We start from the raw sequence: 18,440 nt of genomic DNA on the forward strand, positions 1-18,440 counted from the left end.
AAAGATATTATCAAGCATCCATTGGCAGGGTTATCTGATAATCCAAGCCCTGGCCCGGTTCACTGCTGACTTTGATCTGGCCTTTTAACCGCGCGGTGACCAGATTATAGACAATATGCGCACCTAAACCGGTGCCACCCAGCGAGCGCTTGGTGGTATAAAATGGTTCGAACAGACGCTGCAAACTCATTTCATCCATACCCAGGCCGTTATCCCGGTAATGCAACAACAGCTGTCGGCCCTGCTGACTCACGTTCAAGGAAATCTGTGGCTGCTCTACCTCTGAAAATGCATGCTTGATACTGTTCATCACCAAATTGGTAATAATCTGAGCCACCGCGCCGGCATCGGTATGCCAGTAGATACCTTCAGGACAGCTTAGTTCAAACTTACATGCCAGCGTTTTTAACTGAGGCTGCAGCGACAGCAACACATCGTGCAGGTAACTGCCAAGCTCAATTTCCCGGCTGCCATCGGCTGATTGATCAACCGATACCTGCTTAAAGCTTTGTACCAGGGCCGCGGCCCGCTCGGTATTCACTTCCAAAATTTTCAGGCCATCCTGCATATGCTGCAAAAAGCGATTGAACTGTGACTGCTGCAGTTTTTTCTCAGCAAAGGCCCGCTGCAATTGTTCAAACTCCGTTTTTAAATGGCTGGTGGCAGTAACACAAATACCGAGCGGGGTGTTTATTTCGTGTGCCACACCAGCCACTAAGCCACCTAAAGAGGCCATTTTTTCCTGCGTAACCAACTGCTGCTGGGTTTGCTGCAAGCGGGTAAAGGTATCGGCATTGACCACAGCAATGGCAATGGTGCTGGCCAGAGTACGCAGCAAGTCCAGCTGCGATGGGCTATAAGCATTCGGGTTAGGGCTTTGAATTGAAAACACCCCTACCACCTGCTGATTCAGCATCAAAGGAATATAGAGAACGGATTCCATTGGCTCACCACAGAGTGGTTTTGGAATGTCACCCAAATAAGGTTTCAGCTCGTCCCAGTGACTAATCTGGATTTCTTGCTGCCGACTAAAGCAAACCGCAGCCAGCACATCCGGCGCCTGATCATCAATGCTAAAGGATGGCAGTTGCTGGTTATTTTCCTGCCAAAAAACGAATTCAATTTGCTGCAATTGTGGCCGGTGCAACCCAATCACCATCACATGCACATCAATCAGGGCACTTAACATCTGATGACAACGAGACAACACCAGATCAAGCTCCAGCGAGGCGGTAATTTCACGGCCAATTTGCTGCAATAGCATCAAATCCTGATTCGAGGCCAGTAAAGCATCACGCTTTGCTTTTAACTCCAAAGTACGTTCATCAACCTGATGCTGCAGTTCCCGACGCATAGCGCGCTCTGAGCGTATTTTCAATTGCAGCCACAACCAAAAAGAAAAAATAACAGCAGCCAAAACCAGACCACGAAACCACCAGGTCATCCACCAGGGTGGCAACACCTGAATCGTGAGTAATGCAGGCTCCTGCCATTCGCCATTACCCAGCCTGGCGGCGACTTCAAACTGGTAGACCGCAGGAGGAAGACGGGTGTAAGTCGCGATACGCTCATTGGCACTGGTTAGGATCCAGTCCCGATCAAAGCCTTGCAGCCGGTAGCGGTACTGCAATTGCTGCTGATGCAAGAGGGAAGGTGCCGCAAAACGGATACTGAACATATCTTCTTTGTACCTAAGAACCAAGCGATCCAGGTAGGGTAATGCCTGCGGCAACAACGAACTGCTTCCAGGCTGTACCGTTTGATTAAATAAGCTAAACCGGGTGAGCTGCACAGCGGGCAGGGGCTGTTCCTTGGGCAACGCTTGCGGCTTAAAATAGTCCATACCACTGCTGCCGCCGCGGTAAATCATGCCATCGTACAGCTCCCAGGCACCAATCCAGGTAGTATCCTGCATGCCATGCCATAGATTCAGCTCCAGCAATGTGCGGCTGGCAGGCAGCCAGTGCATACGGTACAGCAAGCGAAACTCATCGGCTTCAATTAAGGCAGCATCAACCGATTCATCCGTAGGATAAGCCTGAAAGAATGGCGGCTCAGTGCGATCTAACCAACGATGATTCAGGTTACCAGCCCGTATCCAGATATGGCCATTTTGTGGGTAGATAAGCTGTATACCGTTGTAGACCAAGCCATGCTCACTGCCATCAAACTGGCGCCAGTGCTGCCACTTGGTAAGCTCCGGATCACCACGAGCCAACCCTCGGTCCAGTGAGCCTAACCAAAAGTGTCCCTCTGGATCCATCACCATGCTGGTAATGGTATCAAAGGGCAATGGGTGTTGCTTAGAGCCGGTGTGATAATGACGTAGTAACTGACGCTGCTGATCCAGCAAGTACAAACCGGCTCCCCGACTGCCTAACCACAAACGCCCTTGCGCGTCCGGGTAAAAAATAGAGATCGTGGGTGGCCCACCAATACCCGGCAATGCCTGATGCTCCCAGTCAGCAGTCGCCGGAAATAAACGGTACAAACCTCGGTCAGTGCCTACCCACAGCCAGTCTTGCTCTTTTAATACAGCCCGGGCTAAGGTTGGACCATTGGCATCCTCAGGCAAGGCAAAACGCTGCAACTTGCCAGTTAACGGATTAAACAAAGCCACTCCGGCCTCACGATTGGCGATCCAGACCTCCTGCTCATCAGCCGCTTTGAGGCCAAATACATTGGCTGCGCCAAGCAAGTTTGGATCCAGGCGACCAAAAGGCAAAGTACGGACCTGCTGCGCAACAGGCCCCAGCAAACTAAAGCCAGATTGGCTTAACAACCACAAAGCATTATGTGCATCAAAATACAATCCGGTTATCGCAGAATTACGCAAACCACCAGCAAATTCAGGATGATATTGAAATTGTTGCCAGCGCTGGCTGGCTGTCAAATACAACCAAAGGCCTTGCCCATCGCTGGCAACCCATATATTGCCTGCGGCATCTAAGGCAATAGAAGTCGTCTGGATCCGTCGCATAGCTTCCGGCATTGGCATCGGCTCAGGCTGCAAAGACAGTGGGTTCATGCGCCACAGTCCTCCGCCATATAAAGCAATGAGTAAACCCTGCTCAGGGTGTACGGCCAGGTTCGTCACGGAATCATGGCTTAAGTAAGAGTTTCCCGGATGCCAACCCTGGCCTTGTTGCATCATGAGATCCCAGCGAATCAACCCTCCAGTCGCAGTGCCCTTGGTTCGAAGTGGAGCATCCCCTATTGCCAACCAAAGTTGCTGGCCGTCATCCAGCCAGATATCGTTGATATAAGCTGTAGAAACACCATCGATCTCGGCGGGCAATTCAAAAGCCAGGATCCGCTGGAGCTGCGGATCCCAATAAAACAGCCCTGCACCATTGGTACCAATCCAGATTCGGCCTGAGCTGTCTTGATACAGCACAGAAATTTCATTCTGCGTAGCATCATCCGTATCGATGGCAAAACGAAGTTGTTCAAAACGCTCGGTCGTTAAATCGAGTCGGTTCAAGCCACCATAGCGCGTTCCCACCCACAAGGTATTGGTACCTTCCAGCAGTAAACTGGTAACCCAATCAGCAGAAAGGCTATTACTATCCGCTGCATCCGCCTGAAAACGAGTTAGATCACCACCATCAAAGCGATACAAACCATGCTGGGTACCCAACCAAAGAAAGCCATGCTGATCCTGCACCATACGGGTCGCCAGTGGCGAAATATCAACACTATCATTCAAGTGGATGAAACGGCTATAAACCTGAGGAGCAGACCAGGCAAAGCCGGTGCATAACAGCAGCAGCCACAGACCAACATGACAAAGCAGGGCTTGGATACGACACCGACGCATAACTCGTCTCACAGACTGGGGTGCTTAGAGTATTGCAGCTGAAATTAACAAATTCAAATCAGGCACCGTCATATTAATGATAATTATTTGCATTTAGTTTTGTCATTTGCTATGATGCCTCTTGTCGGGAAACTGGCGTACGCTTCACAGCGTTTTTTTCCTGGTCGTTGTTAACTTGTCCTGCATTTTGGGGCAGCGAATGCTGCCCCTTTTTTCCTATCCCGGGTGCTGGTTATGCTTTCACTATCCTTGCCTTTTATCGACGAACTTTTTTTAATCATCGCCATTGCCGTTCTTGGCTGGGTTCTAAACGGCACAACGGCAAAACCATCGCAGCGTTTTTTCTCTGCAACCTGGCTCGAGCTGGTCAGCCTGCTGGCTTTTATCGCGTTGCTGGCTCTGCTTTGGCTCACCCCCATACCCTTTAGTCTGCACTTTATGCTGCTATGGTGCCTGAGCACACAGCTGCTGCTTCTGGGGTGGCATCTGGTCGTACACAAGTACCAACGCAGAGTTGCCGGGCGCCACAGCCCGGAGCAAGCTGCCTGGCTGGTCGGTTATGCCAGCCAGTCCGGCACAGCTGAGCAACTGGCCCGACACAGCACCAAACAACTGCAAACCGCCGGCAAGAAAGTGCAAATGCTGCCGCTGAATGCGTTAGCCACTACGCCCCTGCATAGCTTTGAGCAAGCTTTGTTTATTGTTAGCACCTACGGTGAAGGCGAAGCGCCAGATAATGGCCAACACTTTTTACGTCATGCCATGCAGCAACAACCGGACCTGTCCAAACTAAAGTTTGCTGTGCTGGCTTTAGGCGATCGCAGCTACCAGCATTTCTGTGCCTTTGGTCACTGGCTGCAGGATTGGTTAACCCAACACCGGGCATCAGCCATCCAACCTTTGGTGCCCTGGGATCAGGGCCAGCGCGATAACAGCCCATGGCAACAATGGCAACAACTGCTGCAAAAACTTGGTGCAGGCCAGGCAGAGCAGGAAACCCATCAAAGCTGGCTAAAAGTGCCACTGCAAAGCCGTTACTGCATCAACCCTGGCAGCCAGGGTAACCCCTGCTTTGTCGTTAAGCTACCGCGACAAGAGGGGATGCATTGGCAAGCAGGTGATTTGGTAGAGATACAACCAGAACACAGCCGTTGCACCGTTGCTCTCTGGCTCACCGAACATCAGGTGTTTGGTTGCCAGACGGTCAGCTTTTATCAGCAGCAACTACCGCTCTGTCGTGCTTTGGCACAAATCGAGTTACCGGCACAGGGACCAGCAGAGCATGAATCGCTGGAAAACTGGCTGCACCAACAACCCTTGCTGCCACTTCGCAGTTATTCCATTGCCAGCATTGCCGATGAAGGCCAGCTAACCTTGCTGGTACGGCAGGTAAAAAAAGAGCATGGTTTAGGGTTGGGCTCTGGCTGGCTCACCAGCTATGCGCTGGAAGGGCAGCCTATTCAACTTCGGCTGCGCACACATCCAAATTTCCATCTACCCGACGATGACAGACCCATGGTCTTTATCTGCAATGGTACCGGCATCGCAGGTATCCGTGGTTTGCTGGCGGAGCGGGTTAAGCGGGGCCACACACAAAACTGGCTGCTGTTTGGTGAACGTCAGCAAGGAGTAGATAGCTTCTTTGCCAAAGATCTCCAACTGTGGCAGCAACTTGGTTTCCTGCCGGAACTGGATCGGGTGTTTTCACGTGATGGTTCTGAAGTACGGTATGTGCAGCACCAATTGGCTGAACGTATGCCTGAACTCAAGCTCTGGCTGGAGCAAGGAGCTGCAATCTACCTCTGTGGTAGCCTGCAAGGCATGGGACAAGCCATTGATCGGCTGCTGCAAGCTGAGTTGGGAGCGGAACAACTACAGGCATTGCAGCAACAGGGGCGTTACCGGCGCGATTTGTATTAACGTGGACTAAAGCGGATCCGGCCTTGTTGCACCGCCATATTCAGTGGCATCTGCATCAGCAAACGCTGGGTCGGGTCGCTCTCATCCAAGCGATACACCGGCTGATCCTGCAGCCACATATTGACCAACTGCAGCACCTCAGTACTGAGTGGCGCTAAATTACCACGATAACCAGCTGCATCAATGCTGGAGTCCAGCAGACGCAAGTTACGCAAATAAACAGCCTGCTCATTGGAGTCGTAATAAGGTGAGGCTTCAATTTGCAAAGCCAGACTAGCTGGATAGTGCAAGCCAAAAGCTGAGAACACTGCACTAGCTGTGGTGCCAAGCCGCACACTGTCGCTGTTATCCGGCCCTATTTGCACCTGCATATCCTCTACCGCCAAAGCCACCGGCATGCCAGCCAGGCGCGTTTGCTGTTGCAACTGGTCGAGCTGACGCAGCATCAACTGCTGCAATTGCTGCTCAGTGACACTGTAACTGGCTAAATTGCTAACCTGAGCACAGCCCGCTAACACCAGTGCTATGGTTCCCATTAACCAAAAGCTGAATTTTTTCATTCAAAGGTTCCCTTCATCGTAGTGACAACTGGCAGTGTAATCCCTCTGACGAGTCTTGTAAGTAGCTTTTTTATGATATGCTCTGGCAGTTACCAGGGAACAGCCAGCGCTCTGCTGGTGAATAACAACGAGAAACGACCATGCTGCTTATTTTAAAACTGATTGCCGGCATTGTACTCGGCATGCTGCTGGGCCTCTATGCCCCGACGGTACTGACCCAACTGCTGATCACCTTTAAAGGCCTCTTTGCTCAGCTGCTGTTTTTTACCATTCCACTGCTGATCCTGTTTTTTATAACCAGCGGTATTGCCAGTTTGCCGCAAAACTCCGGCAAGCTGCTGGGCCGCACCTTGGGCACTGCCTACCTCTCCACCATTTTAGCCGGCAGCCTGGCGTTTTTTGTGGCTGCTTTGCTGGTGCCGATGCTGACGGGTACGGCTGATGCCGCGGCGACCAGTGGCAATGGCACTGTACTGAGCCCTTTTATCGAGCTGGCTATCCCGCCGGTGTTTAATGTAATGACGGCGCTGGCGCTGGCTTTTATTTTTGGCCTTGGCATTGCGGCCACCCAGGCCACTCAATTAAAGCAATTGTCCGATCAGGGCCGGGATGTGATCCAACTGCTGCTGACCAAGGTGATTATCCCGCTGCTGCCGTTTTACATCGCCGGCGTCTTTGCCGAAATGGCGGTAGCCGGCACGGTGTTCGCTACCCTGAAAACCTTTGGTGTGGTGCTGCTGCTCTCTATCGCCCTGCACTGGGTTTGGATCTTTGCGCTTTTTACCCTGGCCGCGATCAAAGCTGGCCGCTCGCCTTTTGGCCTGGTGAAAAACATGCTGCCAGCTTACTTTACCGCACTTGGAACCATGTCGAGCGCCGCCACCATTCCGGTATCGCTTGAGGCCACCAAAAACAATGGCGTCAAAGACGACATCGCCAACTTTACGGTACCGCTATGCGCCACCACCCATCTGGCCGGTTCCACCATTACCATCGTCGCTTGTGCGATCGCCGTCATGGTAATGCAGGACGGTCTGGCCATTCCATCCTTCCTGACCATGCTGCCATTTATCCTGATGCTGGGCCTGGTGATGCTGGCCGCACCGGGTGTACCGGGCGGCGCCGTGATGTCGGCCGTTGCCTTGCTGACCTCCATGCTGGGCTTTGGCGATGCCGCCATTGCGCTGATAATTGCGCTTTATATGGCACAGGATAGCTTTGGTACCGCTTGTAATGTGACCGGCGATGGTGCTATTGCGGTGTTGGTGAATAAAGTCAGCTAAAGACGGGAGCGAAAGCGCGCAGCCAGGCGCGCTTTCGCGCACCAAGCGGACAGGCATAAAGACAAACCATTGATTTAAAACAAAATTAAACCTGGCACACTTCTTTCATTAAGCCATACAACTGAAACAACGCTGGCTTAACTATGGATATTCAAATCGCACCAACCCGCCGCTGGCCCCGCTTTATACTGCTGGGTGGCCTGTTGCTGGTACTGGCAGGCTCCGCTGTTGCGCTCAGCCGTGCCACCTTGCCTTCGATCGCACTGGCACAGCTCAGCACAGCAACCGTCGAGCAAGGGGATCTCACCCTCTACAGCAATGCGCTCGGCCAGTTGATAGCTGTCGAGCAACGCTTGCTGACAGCGCCCGCAGCCGGCACCGTGGTTGCCATCGCACACAGGCCTGGCAGCCCGCTGACAGAAGATACCGTGATCCTGCAGCTGGAAAACCCGGAACTGAATCATAAAGTGCAATCGGCTGAACGGGCCTTGCAGCAAAAGCAGGCTGAAATTGCAGCCTTTACCGCTCGCCAGCAAAGTAGCCTGCTGGAACAGCAGGGCGTGCTGGCAGAACTACAAGCCCTGGTTGATCAGGCAACCCTGGAGCTGAGCGTTAATCAGGAGTTGGCCGCCAATGGCATCGCCGCCCGCATCGAATTGCAACGGGCAGAGCTTCGACTGCACCAACAGCAGCAGCGGCTTCACTTTGAACAACACAAATACCAACAGTTTGCACAATTGCAGCTGGCTGAGCAGCAGCAAAAGCAGCTTGAGCTGACGCAGCTGCAGCAAGAGTTCGATCTGCTGAGACTGCAACAAAGCCAAATGCAACTAAGTGCCGGTATGGTGGGGATCCTGCAGCAACTGGAGGTCGAAATTGGCGAAAGCGTGCAACAAGGCCAGGCATTGGCCCGGGTCGGCAGCCAGCATCAACTGAATGCCCGTATTCAGCTGCATCAGCGCCACGCCAGCCAGGTGTTGCCCGGCCAGCCCGTGCTGATTGAAACACCAGCCGGTGTTATTCAGGGCGAAATCAGTCGCATCGAATCGGTGATAAACCAGGGCACCGTATCGGCCGAAGTGCAGCTGCCGCAACCTTTGCCTGCAGGGCTGCGCCCGATGCAACAAATTCATGCCCAGGTGGAGCTGACGCAGCTGCAGCAAGCCTTGTCGTTACCACAGTTGCCCGGGCTGCGGCCAAACAGCAGCCAACGGGTGTTTATTCAAACCAGCAGTGATCGCGCCGAAGTCCGTGAGGTGCGTTTTGGCGAGCTTAGTCAACGCCGCTTGCTGGTTGAAGACGGGCTGAACCCCGGTGACAAAGTACTTTCCATCGATGCCAGTCAATGGCCGACACAAATCACACTGGCGCTAAGACGCTAAACAGGACAAAGGACACTCGTATGACCACCACAACACAACCGCTGGTTCAGGTACAAAACCTGCACAAAAAGTTTATTCAGGGCAGCACCGCCACCCTGGCGCTGCAAGGCATTGATCTTAGTATTTATCAGGGCGATTTTGCCGCCATTACCGGGCCATCCGGCTGCGGTAAATCCACCTTGCTGAATATTCTGGGCCTACTGGATACCTTTGATGAAGGCAGCTACCTGCTGTCTGGTATCGATACCCGACCGCTGAGCGTGAATCAACGGGCACGCATCCGCAACCGCCATATAGGCTTTGTGTTTCAGGCATTTCATCTGATCGATACCATCAGCGTATTTGATAATGTCGCGCTGCCGCTGCAACACCGCGGCGAGCGCCAGAGCAGCATCAAAGCCCGGGTAGAGCACTGTCTGGAGCAGGTCGGCATGAGCCATCGCCACGATTTTTATCCGCACCAGCTGTCCGGGGGACAGCAGCAGCGTGTTGCCATCGCCCGGGCCCTGGTGGGTGCGCCGGAATTGCTGCTGGTGGATGAGCCCACCGGTAACCTGGACAGCAAAAACGGCGATACCGTGATGCAGCTGTTGCTGGATTTGCACCGTAGCGGCACCAGCATTGTGATGGTGACGCACGATCAGCGCTACAGCCGCTGTGCCAACCGCCATATTCAATTGCTGGATGGCCAGGTGCTGGCAGCCCAGCAGCAGGAGGTCGCATGATGCTCTATTGGCAACGTTTTTCCTTTGGCCTGCACCGCCTGCTGCTGCAGCCCAAGTTCAGCCTGCCGGTAGTAGTCAGCCTGGGCTTAACCTTAGCAGCAGTCCTAACAGTGCTAACGCTTTGCAATCGCATTTTATGGCAGCCGTTGCCGGGCATTGCCCAAGCCGATGAGCTGAGTGTTCACCGGCTGACATTTTCTGTCGGGGACAGGCAGTTAAACCTGATTGATTCAGCTTCCTTCAGCACTTATCAGGAAGCCATAAGTGCTTTTGGCGAAAGTGGATTTTTGCGACAGTCACGCACCCGCTACCAGGAGCAATCCTCGAATCGGAGGACCATCAGCGAATTCAGCGCCAGTAACGGTCTCCCCGAACTTTTGGGCCTTCCTTTGTTGCTGGGGGAGTCTACTGAACAAGCGGATCCCCAAGGGATTTGGATCTCTCAGAGTTTATGGCAAAACCAGTTTCAACAACGACAGGATATCATTGGCCATCGCCTGAAATTGGAAAGTGGTGATTACCAGATCCGCGGGGTACTTCAAGACTTTTATTCAAGCCCATTTAAAGATCCCGTATTCGCCGATCAGGTCTGGCACTTCTTCCAACCCTCGGCAAAAATGGCCACGCAAGACAACTTTTCGATGGGTTCCAACAGTGTTGCCATTTTACGCCAGCACCAGGAAGCCCTGCCCACTAAAAATGATATCCTGCTTTGGTTGGAGCAATGGAAACAAGAGCAACCGATGGTTGCCATGATGGCAGAGCACTTTGATTTTGTGCCGGAAGCGACCGATTACCGCCAATACCTGCTTCGCGACAGTCAGCGGCTGTTGGTATTATTACTGCTGGTCACCCTGGCCTTGCTGGCGATGGCTACCTTAAATCTGGCCAATCTATTACTGGGCCATTATCAGGGACGCCAGCATGAGTTTGCCGTGCAAAGTTTTTGCGGCAGTAGCCGCAACAAATTACGGCTACTGGTTGCCTGCGAAAATCTGCCTTTGGTACTGGCAGCCATGCTGCTGGGCATGCTGGGCTGCCTCTGGCTGCTGCAGTGGCTGCCTGAATTGACTGGTTCCAGCCTGCCACTGGTGCAAAGCATCGGGCTGGATGCCACCAGTTTATTGCTGCTATGCCTGCTAAGCCTGCTGCTGCTGGCAATATTCAGCTGGCCGGTTGGTAGCACGGCTTTGCTTAGCGAGCAACTGCAAAGCAGTGGTAAAGGACGGGCACAACAACAAAAACCCTGGTTGCAACACAGCTTGCTGCTGGCCCAACTGATACTCTCTGGCTGCCTAGTGTTTGTGGCAGGCATGATTGCGGTCACGGCTTATCAGGACTTGTATCATCATTGGGGATTTGAGCCGGGTAACAGTGTGCAGTTACTGATTGAACAACCACAAATCGCCGAGCTTCCCGAAGAGTCTGAGCAACAAACTCTGCTGGCACAGCAACAACAGGCCATCTGGCAGCAGCAACTGGCCGAGCTGTGGCCTGAAGCTCAGGTATTGGTTGGAGCCGCCCCCATCACCAATATGATGTCCATCACCAGAACAAAACACCCAAATCAAGACCTGAATATCGATGCCATCTATAAGCAGGTAGATCCGACTTACTTTGACAGCTTCTCTACTCCCTTGCTGTACGGACGAAGCTTCCAGACGGCCGATCCAGCGCACAGCCTGATTCTGGAACACCGGCTGGCACTGTTGCTAAGCCCTGACCAGCCAGAGCAATTGCTTGGTCAGTCCATTCAGCTGTTTGGAGAGCACCAATACCAGGTTATTGGCATTGCCGGCAACAGCAAAAACTTTCTGATGGATCTACCTAGCCTGTATCTGCCATCTACCGCCACTCTGGACCATGAAAACAACAGTATCCGCAGTCAGTTCACATTACTGTTCCCGGAAAATCAAAGCCTTTCCAGCCTCGACATAGCAGACGCCATCGAACAACTGGATGCAAGCTACCAGCTGGATGTGATGCTGGTTCATTCCTTGTGGCAACTCATCACCGCGGAGCAGCGGATGCATTTGGCGTTAATTGCCGTCCTTGCTGGTATCAGCCTGCTGCTGGCGCTGCTGGGCATTGCCGGGGTAAGCCGTCAGAATAGCCAACAACGCCGTTATGAGTTGGCTATTCGACTGGCTACAGGTGCCAGCCAGCAGCAAGTACTGTGGTTTTTGGCCAGGGTGCCACTGGCATTGATTGGGCTGGGCCTTGGCACTGCGGCGCTGCTCTGCATTGTGCTGTACCAGCAACTGGCGCTGCAACTGCCAGGTCTGCCGGATTTTAGCAGCAGCAACCTGCTGCTGCTCAACGCCCTGCTGTTGCTGGCAGCACTACCGGCCTTGCTGCTACCGGGCTGGCAGGTGATTCGCCGTGATCCGATGCAGTCCTTGCGCTCCTTATAAAGGCAAGGTAGGGTACGACAGCCTGCCCCGAAAATGGCCTGAGGGCCATTTTGCAACATCTGGAAAAGGAACCAACCATGACCAATGCTTTGATCCTGATTGCCGACGACGATGACGATATCCGGCTGGCACTGGAGCTGTTGCTGACCGGTGCCGGTTACCGGGTGATGAGCGCCGCCACGCCTCAGGCAGTGCGCCAGCAAGCCGGGCAACAACCGGATCTGGTGCTGCTGGATATGAACTTCCAGCACGATACCACCTCGGGCAAAGAAGGCCTGGCCCTGCTCGCTGAACTTAAAATGCAGGATTTACCAGTGATCCTGATGACGGCCTGGGCCAGCATTGAACTGGCCGTTGACGGTATGCAGCAAGGCGCCCGCTCCTTTATACAGAAACCCTGGAACAACCAGCAGTTGTTGCAACTGATCAGTCAACAACTTGAGCACCAGCAGTTGCAGCAAGAAAACCAGCGCTTAAAGCAACTACTGCAACCGGAGCAGCAGCAATGGGTTGCCGAAAGCCCGGCGATGCAACAGCTGGAACAACTGGTGCAGCAGCTGGCACCGACCGACGCCTCGGTGCTGATTCTGGGGGAAAACGGCACCGGCAAATCGTTGCTGGCCAGCCGGTTGCATCAATTGTCCAAGCGCAGTCAGCAACCACTGGTGGCGGTCAATATGGCCGCAATTCCGGAATCCTTGTTTGAAGCGGAGTTATTCGGCCATGAAAAAGGCGCCTTTACCGACGCCAAACAAAGCCGCACCGGACGCTTTGCGCTAGCCGGTAAGGGCAGCCTGTTTCTGGATGAAGTCGGCTGTCTGCCACCCCAGCTGCAGCCCAAACTGCTGCGGGTGTTGGAAAGCGGCGAGTTTGAAGCCGTCGGATCCAGCCGCTCGCAGCGCAGCCAGGCCCGCATTATCAGCGCCACCAATGCCGATTTGCAGCAACTGGTACAGCAGGGACTGTTCCGGCAGGATCTGCTGTATCGCCTTAATACCTTTGTGCTGGAGTTGCCGCCACTGCGCCAGCGTCAGCAGGACATCCCCCTTTTGTGTCAGCAGATAATGAACGGTTTGTGTCAGAAATACCAGAAGCCACCGCTGAATATAAACCCGGCGGCGATGCAGACCTTGCTGGGGTATCCCTGGCCGGGCAATGTGCGGGAGTTAACGCATACGCTGGAGCGGGCGGTGTTGCTTTGCCAGGACGAGACCATTCAGCCGCAGCACTTGATGCTGCAAAACAACCAAACCAACATGCCGGCGGACAGCCTGAATCTGGCCGAAATGGAGCAGCGGCTGATCCAGCAAGCGCTGGCTAGCAGTGGCCAGCAACTGACAGAAGCAGCCCGTCTGCTCGGCATTTCCCGTCATGCACTGGCGCGGCGGCTGGAAAAATACCCGATGCAGGGCAGCCACTGATGCCGTCGCTGTTGTATCGCTGCTTGCTGCTGTTTAGCCTGAGCACGCTGGTGCTGTTACTGCTGTTGCTGCAGCAGCGCGGCTGGAGCCCACTGCAGCTCGGCACCCTGGCATTTGTACTCTGCTGGCCTCTGGCTGCCCTTTGGTATGGTCTCTGGCAACGGAGCAAGCAGCAATTGCAGCAACTTCGGCTGTCGCTGGGCCAGGCATTGCAGCAAGCAGATAGTACCAGCGACTGGCCGGCACTGTCGGAGTACCGATGGCTGCAGCAGGATCTGGCACAATGGGCCAGCCAGCATCAGCAACAGGCCTGGCGACCCGACGATCTGTTGTGGCAACAACTTCCCTTTCCGGTCTGTCTGTTTGATCAGCAGCTGAAGCTGCGCTTTGCCAACCCGGCAGCCAACCAGGCCTTTCCCCAGCCGTTGCTGCTGGGCAGCCATGCCAGTAGCCTTGGCTTTGTGCCGCAAACGCATGGGTTGCAACGGCCTGAGCTGACAACAGGCTGGCAGCAGCTTTGCCTGACATTTGGGCCGGCTGAGGCACAGGAGCATCTTTACTATGCGCTGGATTTGCGCCACCCGCTGTATCAACAGCAAAAGCACAGCCAGCAGCAGCTGATCCGGGTACTGAGCCATGAGCTGCGCAATTCCCTGACACCGATGGCCTCGATGGCTGAAACCCTGCTGAGCCAACCACAACTCGCCGAGCAACAAACCCGGCTGGTGCTGGAGCGCATACAGCAGCGCAGCCAACGGCTGCTGGCTTTTATTGATCAGTATGCGAAAGTGCAGCAATTGCCGGCCAGCCAACCCGAGTGGTGCGATTTAGCCGCGGTGGTGGATGAGCTGCAGCTTACCAGCCCAATCCCTCTGATAGTGGACGGCGAAAGCAGCTGCTACGCCGACCCAAACCAACTGCGCCAGCTGCTGCTGAACCTGGCCAAAAATGCCGCCGAGGCAGCCGGGGATTCGGCCGAGACCAAACTCCAGATCACCGCCTATCAACAAGGGCAGCAGCAATGGCTGTTGGTGCAGGACAATGGCCCCGGCTTTGCCAATATCGACAACCTCTTTACGCCTTTTTACACCACCAAAGCAGGAGGCTCTGGCATTGGCCTGATGCTGTGCCGGGAAATTGTGATGCAACACGGCGGCAGCATTGAAGCCCATAACCCACCAGAGGGCGGCGCCGAACTTCGGATGCAGTGGCCGCTGCCGGTTTAAGTATTGCCACTAAACCCACCAAGCAACTCAGTGGGCTAACCAGCAGCATCTTGATCACCAATAACCAACCGATAACTTTCACCATAGAGTGACTGATATTCCAGTACAATTTGCATCCGACTCAAGGATGCTTCCATCTGCTCCAGGGGCTTATAACAAGAAGCATTTAAGGTTCGAAAAGCTATCTGTCTATCCGCAATTTTATAAAAGCGGCCAATATTGCCTGTGCTGTAACATTCCGGATCTTCGCCCAACGCAATTAAAAACTCGTTACGATTCTGATAAAGCTTGCCATCCACTTTATACTTCAGGCTAGTGACTTGTGCCGGCCCCATTCCCTGATTGTTAATATATAGTTCCCAGTAGCCCTCTAAAGAAGTGTTAAATTCAGCTTCCAAATAAGGTCTAAGCGACAATTTATTATGCTGCTGGATGCTGTAACTTTGCCAGATGGAAATCACCAAAGCACAAACCGCGATCAGCATTGAGCTGAGCGCGGTGTACTTTTCCCAGTTGACGGTTTTTTTGGCCGATTCACTCATTTTATGATCACTCATTGCGCAGCGCCTTTACCGGATCGGTCAACAGTACCCGGCGCAATGGCACAAAGCTGCAGAGCAAGGCGGCTAATGCCAATAGCGCCAGCAGGGCGGCAACTAAGGTCCAGTTGGCCTGAAACATCAGCTCGGGTTGGGTGCGGCTGATGCCGGCCAGGAAAAAGAAGCAGGAAAAGCCGAGCAGCAGCGCCGCCGCTATTGGCTGCGCCAGCTTAACCAGGTTGTCTTTTAGCAATTGCTTTAAGCTGGCTCCCATTGCCATTTCTACTCCCAGCTGATACCGCCGCGCCTGCACCAGATAACTCACTATACCGGCAATACCGGCCAGCACCGTCAGTAAACTCATCAGTGCCAGCGTAGCTGCCAAAGCCGCGGCCAAGCGGTGCGATAGCGAAAAGCGGTTAAAAGCGGCCGCTACTGTCGTGAGCTCAATCAAATCAAGCCGTGGATCCAGCTGGCGTAGCAGCTCAAGCAAAGCAGTATCGGTCAGGCTTGCACCTGGATTCAGCTTAAGCAGATAGCTGTAGTCACGCCAGCCGGGGTTTTCTGCCGGGTAATAGACTTCATCCACCTCATAGCCCGGATCGCCGGGGAAGTTGGTATTGGCCACCACGCCGATGATTTGCCGCTGGGTACTGTCCTGGTAAATGGATAGCGTTTGCCCCAGCGCAGGCTTGCCGGATGTGCGGGCAATGCGGTCAGCCAGCCGCTGATTAATAATCAGCGGGTAATGCTCCAGCCCGACTTGCTCGGCAGTAAAATCCTGACCACTCAGCTCAAGACCGTAAAATTGGAAGTAACCTGGCAGCACCCGAATGATTCGGGCCGAGGTGATGACTTCCCCTTGCGCATTGCTAACTGTATCCTGGTTACGCACCCGGGGGGCGCGTGGCTCGGATACCGCAGTAACTTGTTGCACCTGAGGCAAAGCCGCCAGACTTTGCAGCAAGGCCCGATGTTGGTTTTGCCGCTGCTCGCGGTTGTCCAAGTCGCTGTAGTTGACTGTCATAGCCCAAAGATCAGTGCTGTCGATACCGGTAGGTCGGTTGGCTTCCGCCCAGGCGGCAACAAAAACATGAGCGGTAGCCAGCAACACCAGCAAGGACAACATCAGCTGCACCCCGATTAAAGTATGCGCCACCCCTTGCTTGAGCTGCTTACCAGCCCCTTTGCCACTGCTTTGCAAACTGGCCATCAACTGCTGCTCGCGCACACCACTAAGCTCAATCCAGCTAAACAGCAAGGCTATGACCAACAGCACCAGAGTAGTGAGTAGCAGCATCAGGCCGTCAATGCGCAGTACGCTGATCCTTGGCAGCTGGTCGGCAGCAACTTGTGCTATCACGCCAAAACCCAGCCAGGTTAGCAGCAGCGCCAGCAAGCCCGAACCGGCCAGCAAAGCGGCATTGTGACGAAACACCTGCAGAAACATCTGCTTTTTGCTTGCACCAAAGGCATAGCAAACTGCCAGCGGCTGCAGGCGTTTGACTGCCCGCGCCAGTTGCATGCTGGATAAATTGACCAGTGCGATTAACGTCAGCAGCGACACACCTGCCAGCAGCATTAACACCAAACGGCCGGAGTCGCCCTGTATTTGTTGGCGCAGTGGCACCACTTTACCGTAATACTCAAACACCCCCTGAAAATCCGGGTCGCGCTCAGCCGAGGCTTGTTTTAATAGCTTATAGGCTTCGGCATTGGCTTCCTGCTGGCTTACCCCCGGCTTTAACCGGCCCAGGGCGGCAAAACCACCTGAGTAACCCCCAAAGCTGCGTATATCAATACGCTCATCCATATCCAGTGGCAGCCAGATGGCCTCGTGCGTATCGGTAAAGCCCGGCAACTCCAGCGCCTGCTTGACCACCCCTATCACGGTGAACTGGCGCTGATTGAGTTGAATACTTTGGCCAACTATATCCGGGCGCCCACCATAATACTGCTGCCAGATAGCCTGACTAAGCACCACCGAGGGCTGCTTATTGCCCATTTGTTCTTGCTCGTTAAAAAGCCGACCCAATAAAGGCTCTACCCCCATCACCTCAAAAATATCGTGCGCGCCAAACAGTACCGGAACGCTTGGCCGTGTTGGCTGATCCAGCAGCTTGTACTCCGTTTGGAAGCTAAAATACACCGCCATCTGCTGCAGCAGCTGACTTTTTTCCTGCAGGTCAAACAAAGTCTGTACATTGCTGGCTTGATGCACGGCTCCCTGATAATTCAGCTCACCGCCGACAAAATAAAGCTCGCGATCATTCTGATAAGGCAGGGGCGCAAAGAAGGTAATATTGACCAAACTCAGCACACTAAATAGCAAGGTCAGGGTAAAGACCAGGCTGACCACGACGGTCAGGTAGTATTGTCTGGCTTGTAGAAAGCTGCGCCACAGCATCGACCAGATTAGGCGCCCATTCATGCCACTTGCTCCTCTGCATCAGCCTGCAGCGCCTCGGCGGCGACCACCTGACCATCCAGCAAATGGATCTGCCGGTGCGCCATGGTGGCGTAGCGCGGGTCGTGCGTCACCAGCACGATGGTGGTGCCCTGTTGGTGCAAATCGGCCAGCAGCGCCATTACTGCATCGCCATTTTTCGAGTCCAGGTTACCAGTCGGCTCATCCACCAGCATAATGCCGGAGTCAGCCGCTAAGGCTCGGGCAATCGACACCCGCTGCTGCTGACCACCGGATAACTGGTTGGGGAAAAGCGCCGCTTTATCGGCCAGACCGACTTTTTCCAGACACTCTAGTGCTCGTGCCTGGCGTTGTTTAACACTATCGCCACGGTATTTCAGCGGCAGGGCGACATTATCCAGCACTGTGTATTCATCAATCAGATTAAAGGCTTGAAACACAAAGCCAATACGGCGGCTGCGCATTTGCGCCCGCTGCTCGGCGTTCATATCGGACACCAGCAAACCATCGATGTAGTATTCACCACCATCAGCAGTATCGAGCAAGCCGAGAATATTCAGCAAAGTGGATTTGCCACAGCCAGAGGGGCCGCAAATGGCTACGTAGTCGCCTTGTTGCACAGTAAAGCTGACGCCATTGAGCACCGCTTGCTGTTGCTGGCCGGATTGAAATACTTTTTTCAGTTGTTTTACTTTGAGTACATCGGTTTTCATCGTTCAATC

12 protein-coding genes are annotated in these 18,440 nt (G+C 53.9%); 7 read left to right on the forward strand and 5 right to left on the reverse strand.

Features of this window, described 5'->3' with window-relative positions; all coding sequences use genetic code 11:
- Positions 1-10: 10 nt before the first annotated feature.
- The gene (locus ABC502_RS13830) at positions 11-3,820 is read right to left on the reverse strand and encodes an ATP-binding protein (protein ID WP_345916260.1); all 3,810 of its coding nucleotides are present in this window, start codon (positions 3,818-3,820) and stop codon (positions 11-13) included.
- 234 nt (positions 3,821-4,054) lie between these two features.
- On the opposite strand from ABC502_RS13830, the gene ABC502_RS13835 reads away from it, so the two are divergent.
- Positions 4,055-5,740: a sulfite reductase subunit alpha gene (locus ABC502_RS13835; RefSeq protein ID WP_345916262.1), complete on the forward strand. Its 1,686-nt coding sequence runs from the start codon at positions 4,055-4,057 to the stop codon at positions 5,738-5,740.
- On the opposite strand, the gene ABC502_RS13840 is transcribed toward ABC502_RS13835, so the two are convergent.
- The gene (locus ABC502_RS13840) at positions 5,737-6,300 is read right to left on the reverse strand and encodes a DUF1439 domain-containing protein (RefSeq protein WP_345916263.1); all 564 of its coding nucleotides are present in this window, start codon (positions 6,298-6,300) and stop codon (positions 5,737-5,739) included. The two genes, ABC502_RS13835 and ABC502_RS13840, sit on opposite strands and share 4 nt — an antisense overlap.
- A 140-nt stretch (positions 6,301-6,440) precedes the next feature.
- On the opposite strand from ABC502_RS13840, the gene ABC502_RS13845 reads away from it, so the two are divergent.
- From ABC502_RS13845 to ABC502_RS13870, 6 genes are all read left to right on the forward strand, one after another.
- Complete coding sequence (locus ABC502_RS13845; RefSeq protein ID WP_345916264.1) at positions 6,441-7,583, forward strand: dicarboxylate/amino acid:cation symporter; 1,143 nt, start codon at positions 6,441-6,443, stop codon at positions 7,581-7,583.
- A 143-nt stretch (positions 7,584-7,726) separates the two neighbouring features.
- Entirely contained in the window at positions 7,727-8,965 is a 1,239-nt protein-coding gene (locus ABC502_RS13850) for an HlyD family efflux transporter periplasmic adaptor subunit (protein WP_345916265.1), read from the forward strand.
- A gap of 20 nt (positions 8,966-8,985) precedes the next feature.
- Positions 8,986-9,690 (forward strand): ABC transporter ATP-binding protein, encoded by a 705-nt coding sequence (locus ABC502_RS13855; protein WP_345916266.1) that lies wholly within the window; start codon positions 8,986-8,988, stop codon positions 9,688-9,690.
- Positions 9,687-12,104 (forward strand): ABC transporter permease, encoded by a 2,418-nt coding sequence (locus ABC502_RS13860; protein ID WP_345916267.1) that lies wholly within the window; start codon positions 9,687-9,689, stop codon positions 12,102-12,104. Before ABC502_RS13855 ends, ABC502_RS13860 begins: the two co-directional genes overlap by 4 nt.
- A 77-nt stretch (positions 12,105-12,181) precedes the next feature.
- The gene (locus tag ABC502_RS13865; RefSeq protein ID WP_345916268.1) at positions 12,182-13,525 is read left to right on the forward strand and encodes a sigma-54 dependent transcriptional regulator; all 1,344 of its coding nucleotides are present in this window, start codon (positions 12,182-12,184) and stop codon (positions 13,523-13,525) included.
- The gene (locus ABC502_RS13870) at positions 13,525-14,751 is read left to right on the forward strand and encodes a HAMP domain-containing sensor histidine kinase (protein ID WP_345916269.1); all 1,227 of its coding nucleotides are present in this window, start codon (positions 13,525-13,527) and stop codon (positions 14,749-14,751) included. The genes ABC502_RS13865 and ABC502_RS13870 overlap by 1 nt, the downstream gene beginning before the upstream one ends.
- A 35-nt stretch (positions 14,752-14,786) precedes the next feature.
- Here ABC502_RS13870 and ABC502_RS13875 read toward each other — a convergent pair whose 3' ends face one another.
- The 3 genes from ABC502_RS13875 to ABC502_RS13885 are packed head-to-tail and all read right to left on the reverse strand — an operon-like array spanning position 14,787 to position 18,431.
- Complete coding sequence (locus ABC502_RS13875; protein WP_345916270.1) at positions 14,787-15,308, reverse strand: hypothetical protein; 522 nt, start codon at positions 15,306-15,308, stop codon at positions 14,787-14,789.
- Positions 15,301-17,721: an ABC transporter permease gene (locus ABC502_RS13880; protein WP_345916271.1), complete on the reverse strand. Its 2,421-nt coding sequence runs from the start codon at positions 17,719-17,721 to the stop codon at positions 15,301-15,303. The genes ABC502_RS13875 and ABC502_RS13880 overlap by 8 nt, the downstream gene beginning before the upstream one ends.
- Positions 17,718-18,431 carry an ABC transporter ATP-binding protein gene (locus ABC502_RS13885; RefSeq protein WP_345916272.1) on the reverse strand — a complete coding sequence of 238 codons (714 nt, stop codon included), beginning with the start codon at positions 18,429-18,431 and terminating at the stop codon, positions 17,718-17,720. The genes ABC502_RS13880 and ABC502_RS13885 overlap by 4 nt, the downstream gene beginning before the upstream one ends.
- Positions 18,432-18,440 lie beyond the last annotated feature (9 nt).

The organism is Alkalimonas sp. NCh-2 (genome assembly GCF_039631345.1).
Taxonomy (GTDB): Bacteria; Pseudomonadota; Gammaproteobacteria; order Enterobacterales; family Alteromonadaceae; genus Alkalimonas; species Alkalimonas mucilaginosa.

Excerpts from the sequence above, each read along its gene's own strand:
- ABC502_RS13830 (WP_345916260.1), bottom strand. The coding sequence starts at position 3,820 with ATGCGTCGGTGTCGTATCCAAGCCCTGCTTTGTCATGTTGGTCTGTGG.
- ABC502_RS13880 (WP_345916271.1), bottom strand. The coding sequence starts at position 17,721 with ATGAATGGGCGCCTAATCTGGTCGATGCTGTGGCGCAGCTTTCTACAA.
- ABC502_RS13860 (WP_345916267.1), top strand. The coding sequence starts at position 9,687 with ATGATGCTCTATTGGCAACGTTTTTCCTTTGGCCTGCACCGCCTGCTG.
- ABC502_RS13845 (WP_345916264.1), top strand. The coding sequence starts at position 6,441 with ATGCTGCTTATTTTAAAACTGATTGCCGGCATTGTACTCGGCATGCTG.
- ABC502_RS13885 (WP_345916272.1), bottom strand. The coding sequence starts at position 18,431 with ATGAAAACCGATGTACTCAAAGTAAAACAACTGAAAAAAGTATTTCAA.
- ABC502_RS13840 (WP_345916263.1), bottom strand. The coding sequence starts at position 6,300 with ATGAAAAAATTCAGCTTTTGGTTAATGGGAACCATAGCACTGGTGTTA.
- ABC502_RS13865 (WP_345916268.1), top strand. The coding sequence starts at position 12,182 with ATGACCAATGCTTTGATCCTGATTGCCGACGACGATGACGATATCCGG.
- ABC502_RS13855 (WP_345916266.1), top strand. The coding sequence starts at position 8,986 with ATGACCACCACAACACAACCGCTGGTTCAGGTACAAAACCTGCACAAA.
- ABC502_RS13850 (WP_345916265.1), top strand. The coding sequence starts at position 7,727 with ATGGATATTCAAATCGCACCAACCCGCCGCTGGCCCCGCTTTATACTG.
- ABC502_RS13875 (WP_345916270.1), bottom strand. The coding sequence starts at position 15,308 with ATGAGTGATCATAAAATGAGTGAATCGGCCAAAAAAACCGTCAACTGG.
- ABC502_RS13835 (WP_345916262.1), top strand. The coding sequence starts at position 4,055 with ATGCTTTCACTATCCTTGCCTTTTATCGACGAACTTTTTTTAATCATC.
- ABC502_RS13870 (WP_345916269.1), top strand. The coding sequence starts at position 13,525 with ATGCCGTCGCTGTTGTATCGCTGCTTGCTGCTGTTTAGCCTGAGCACG.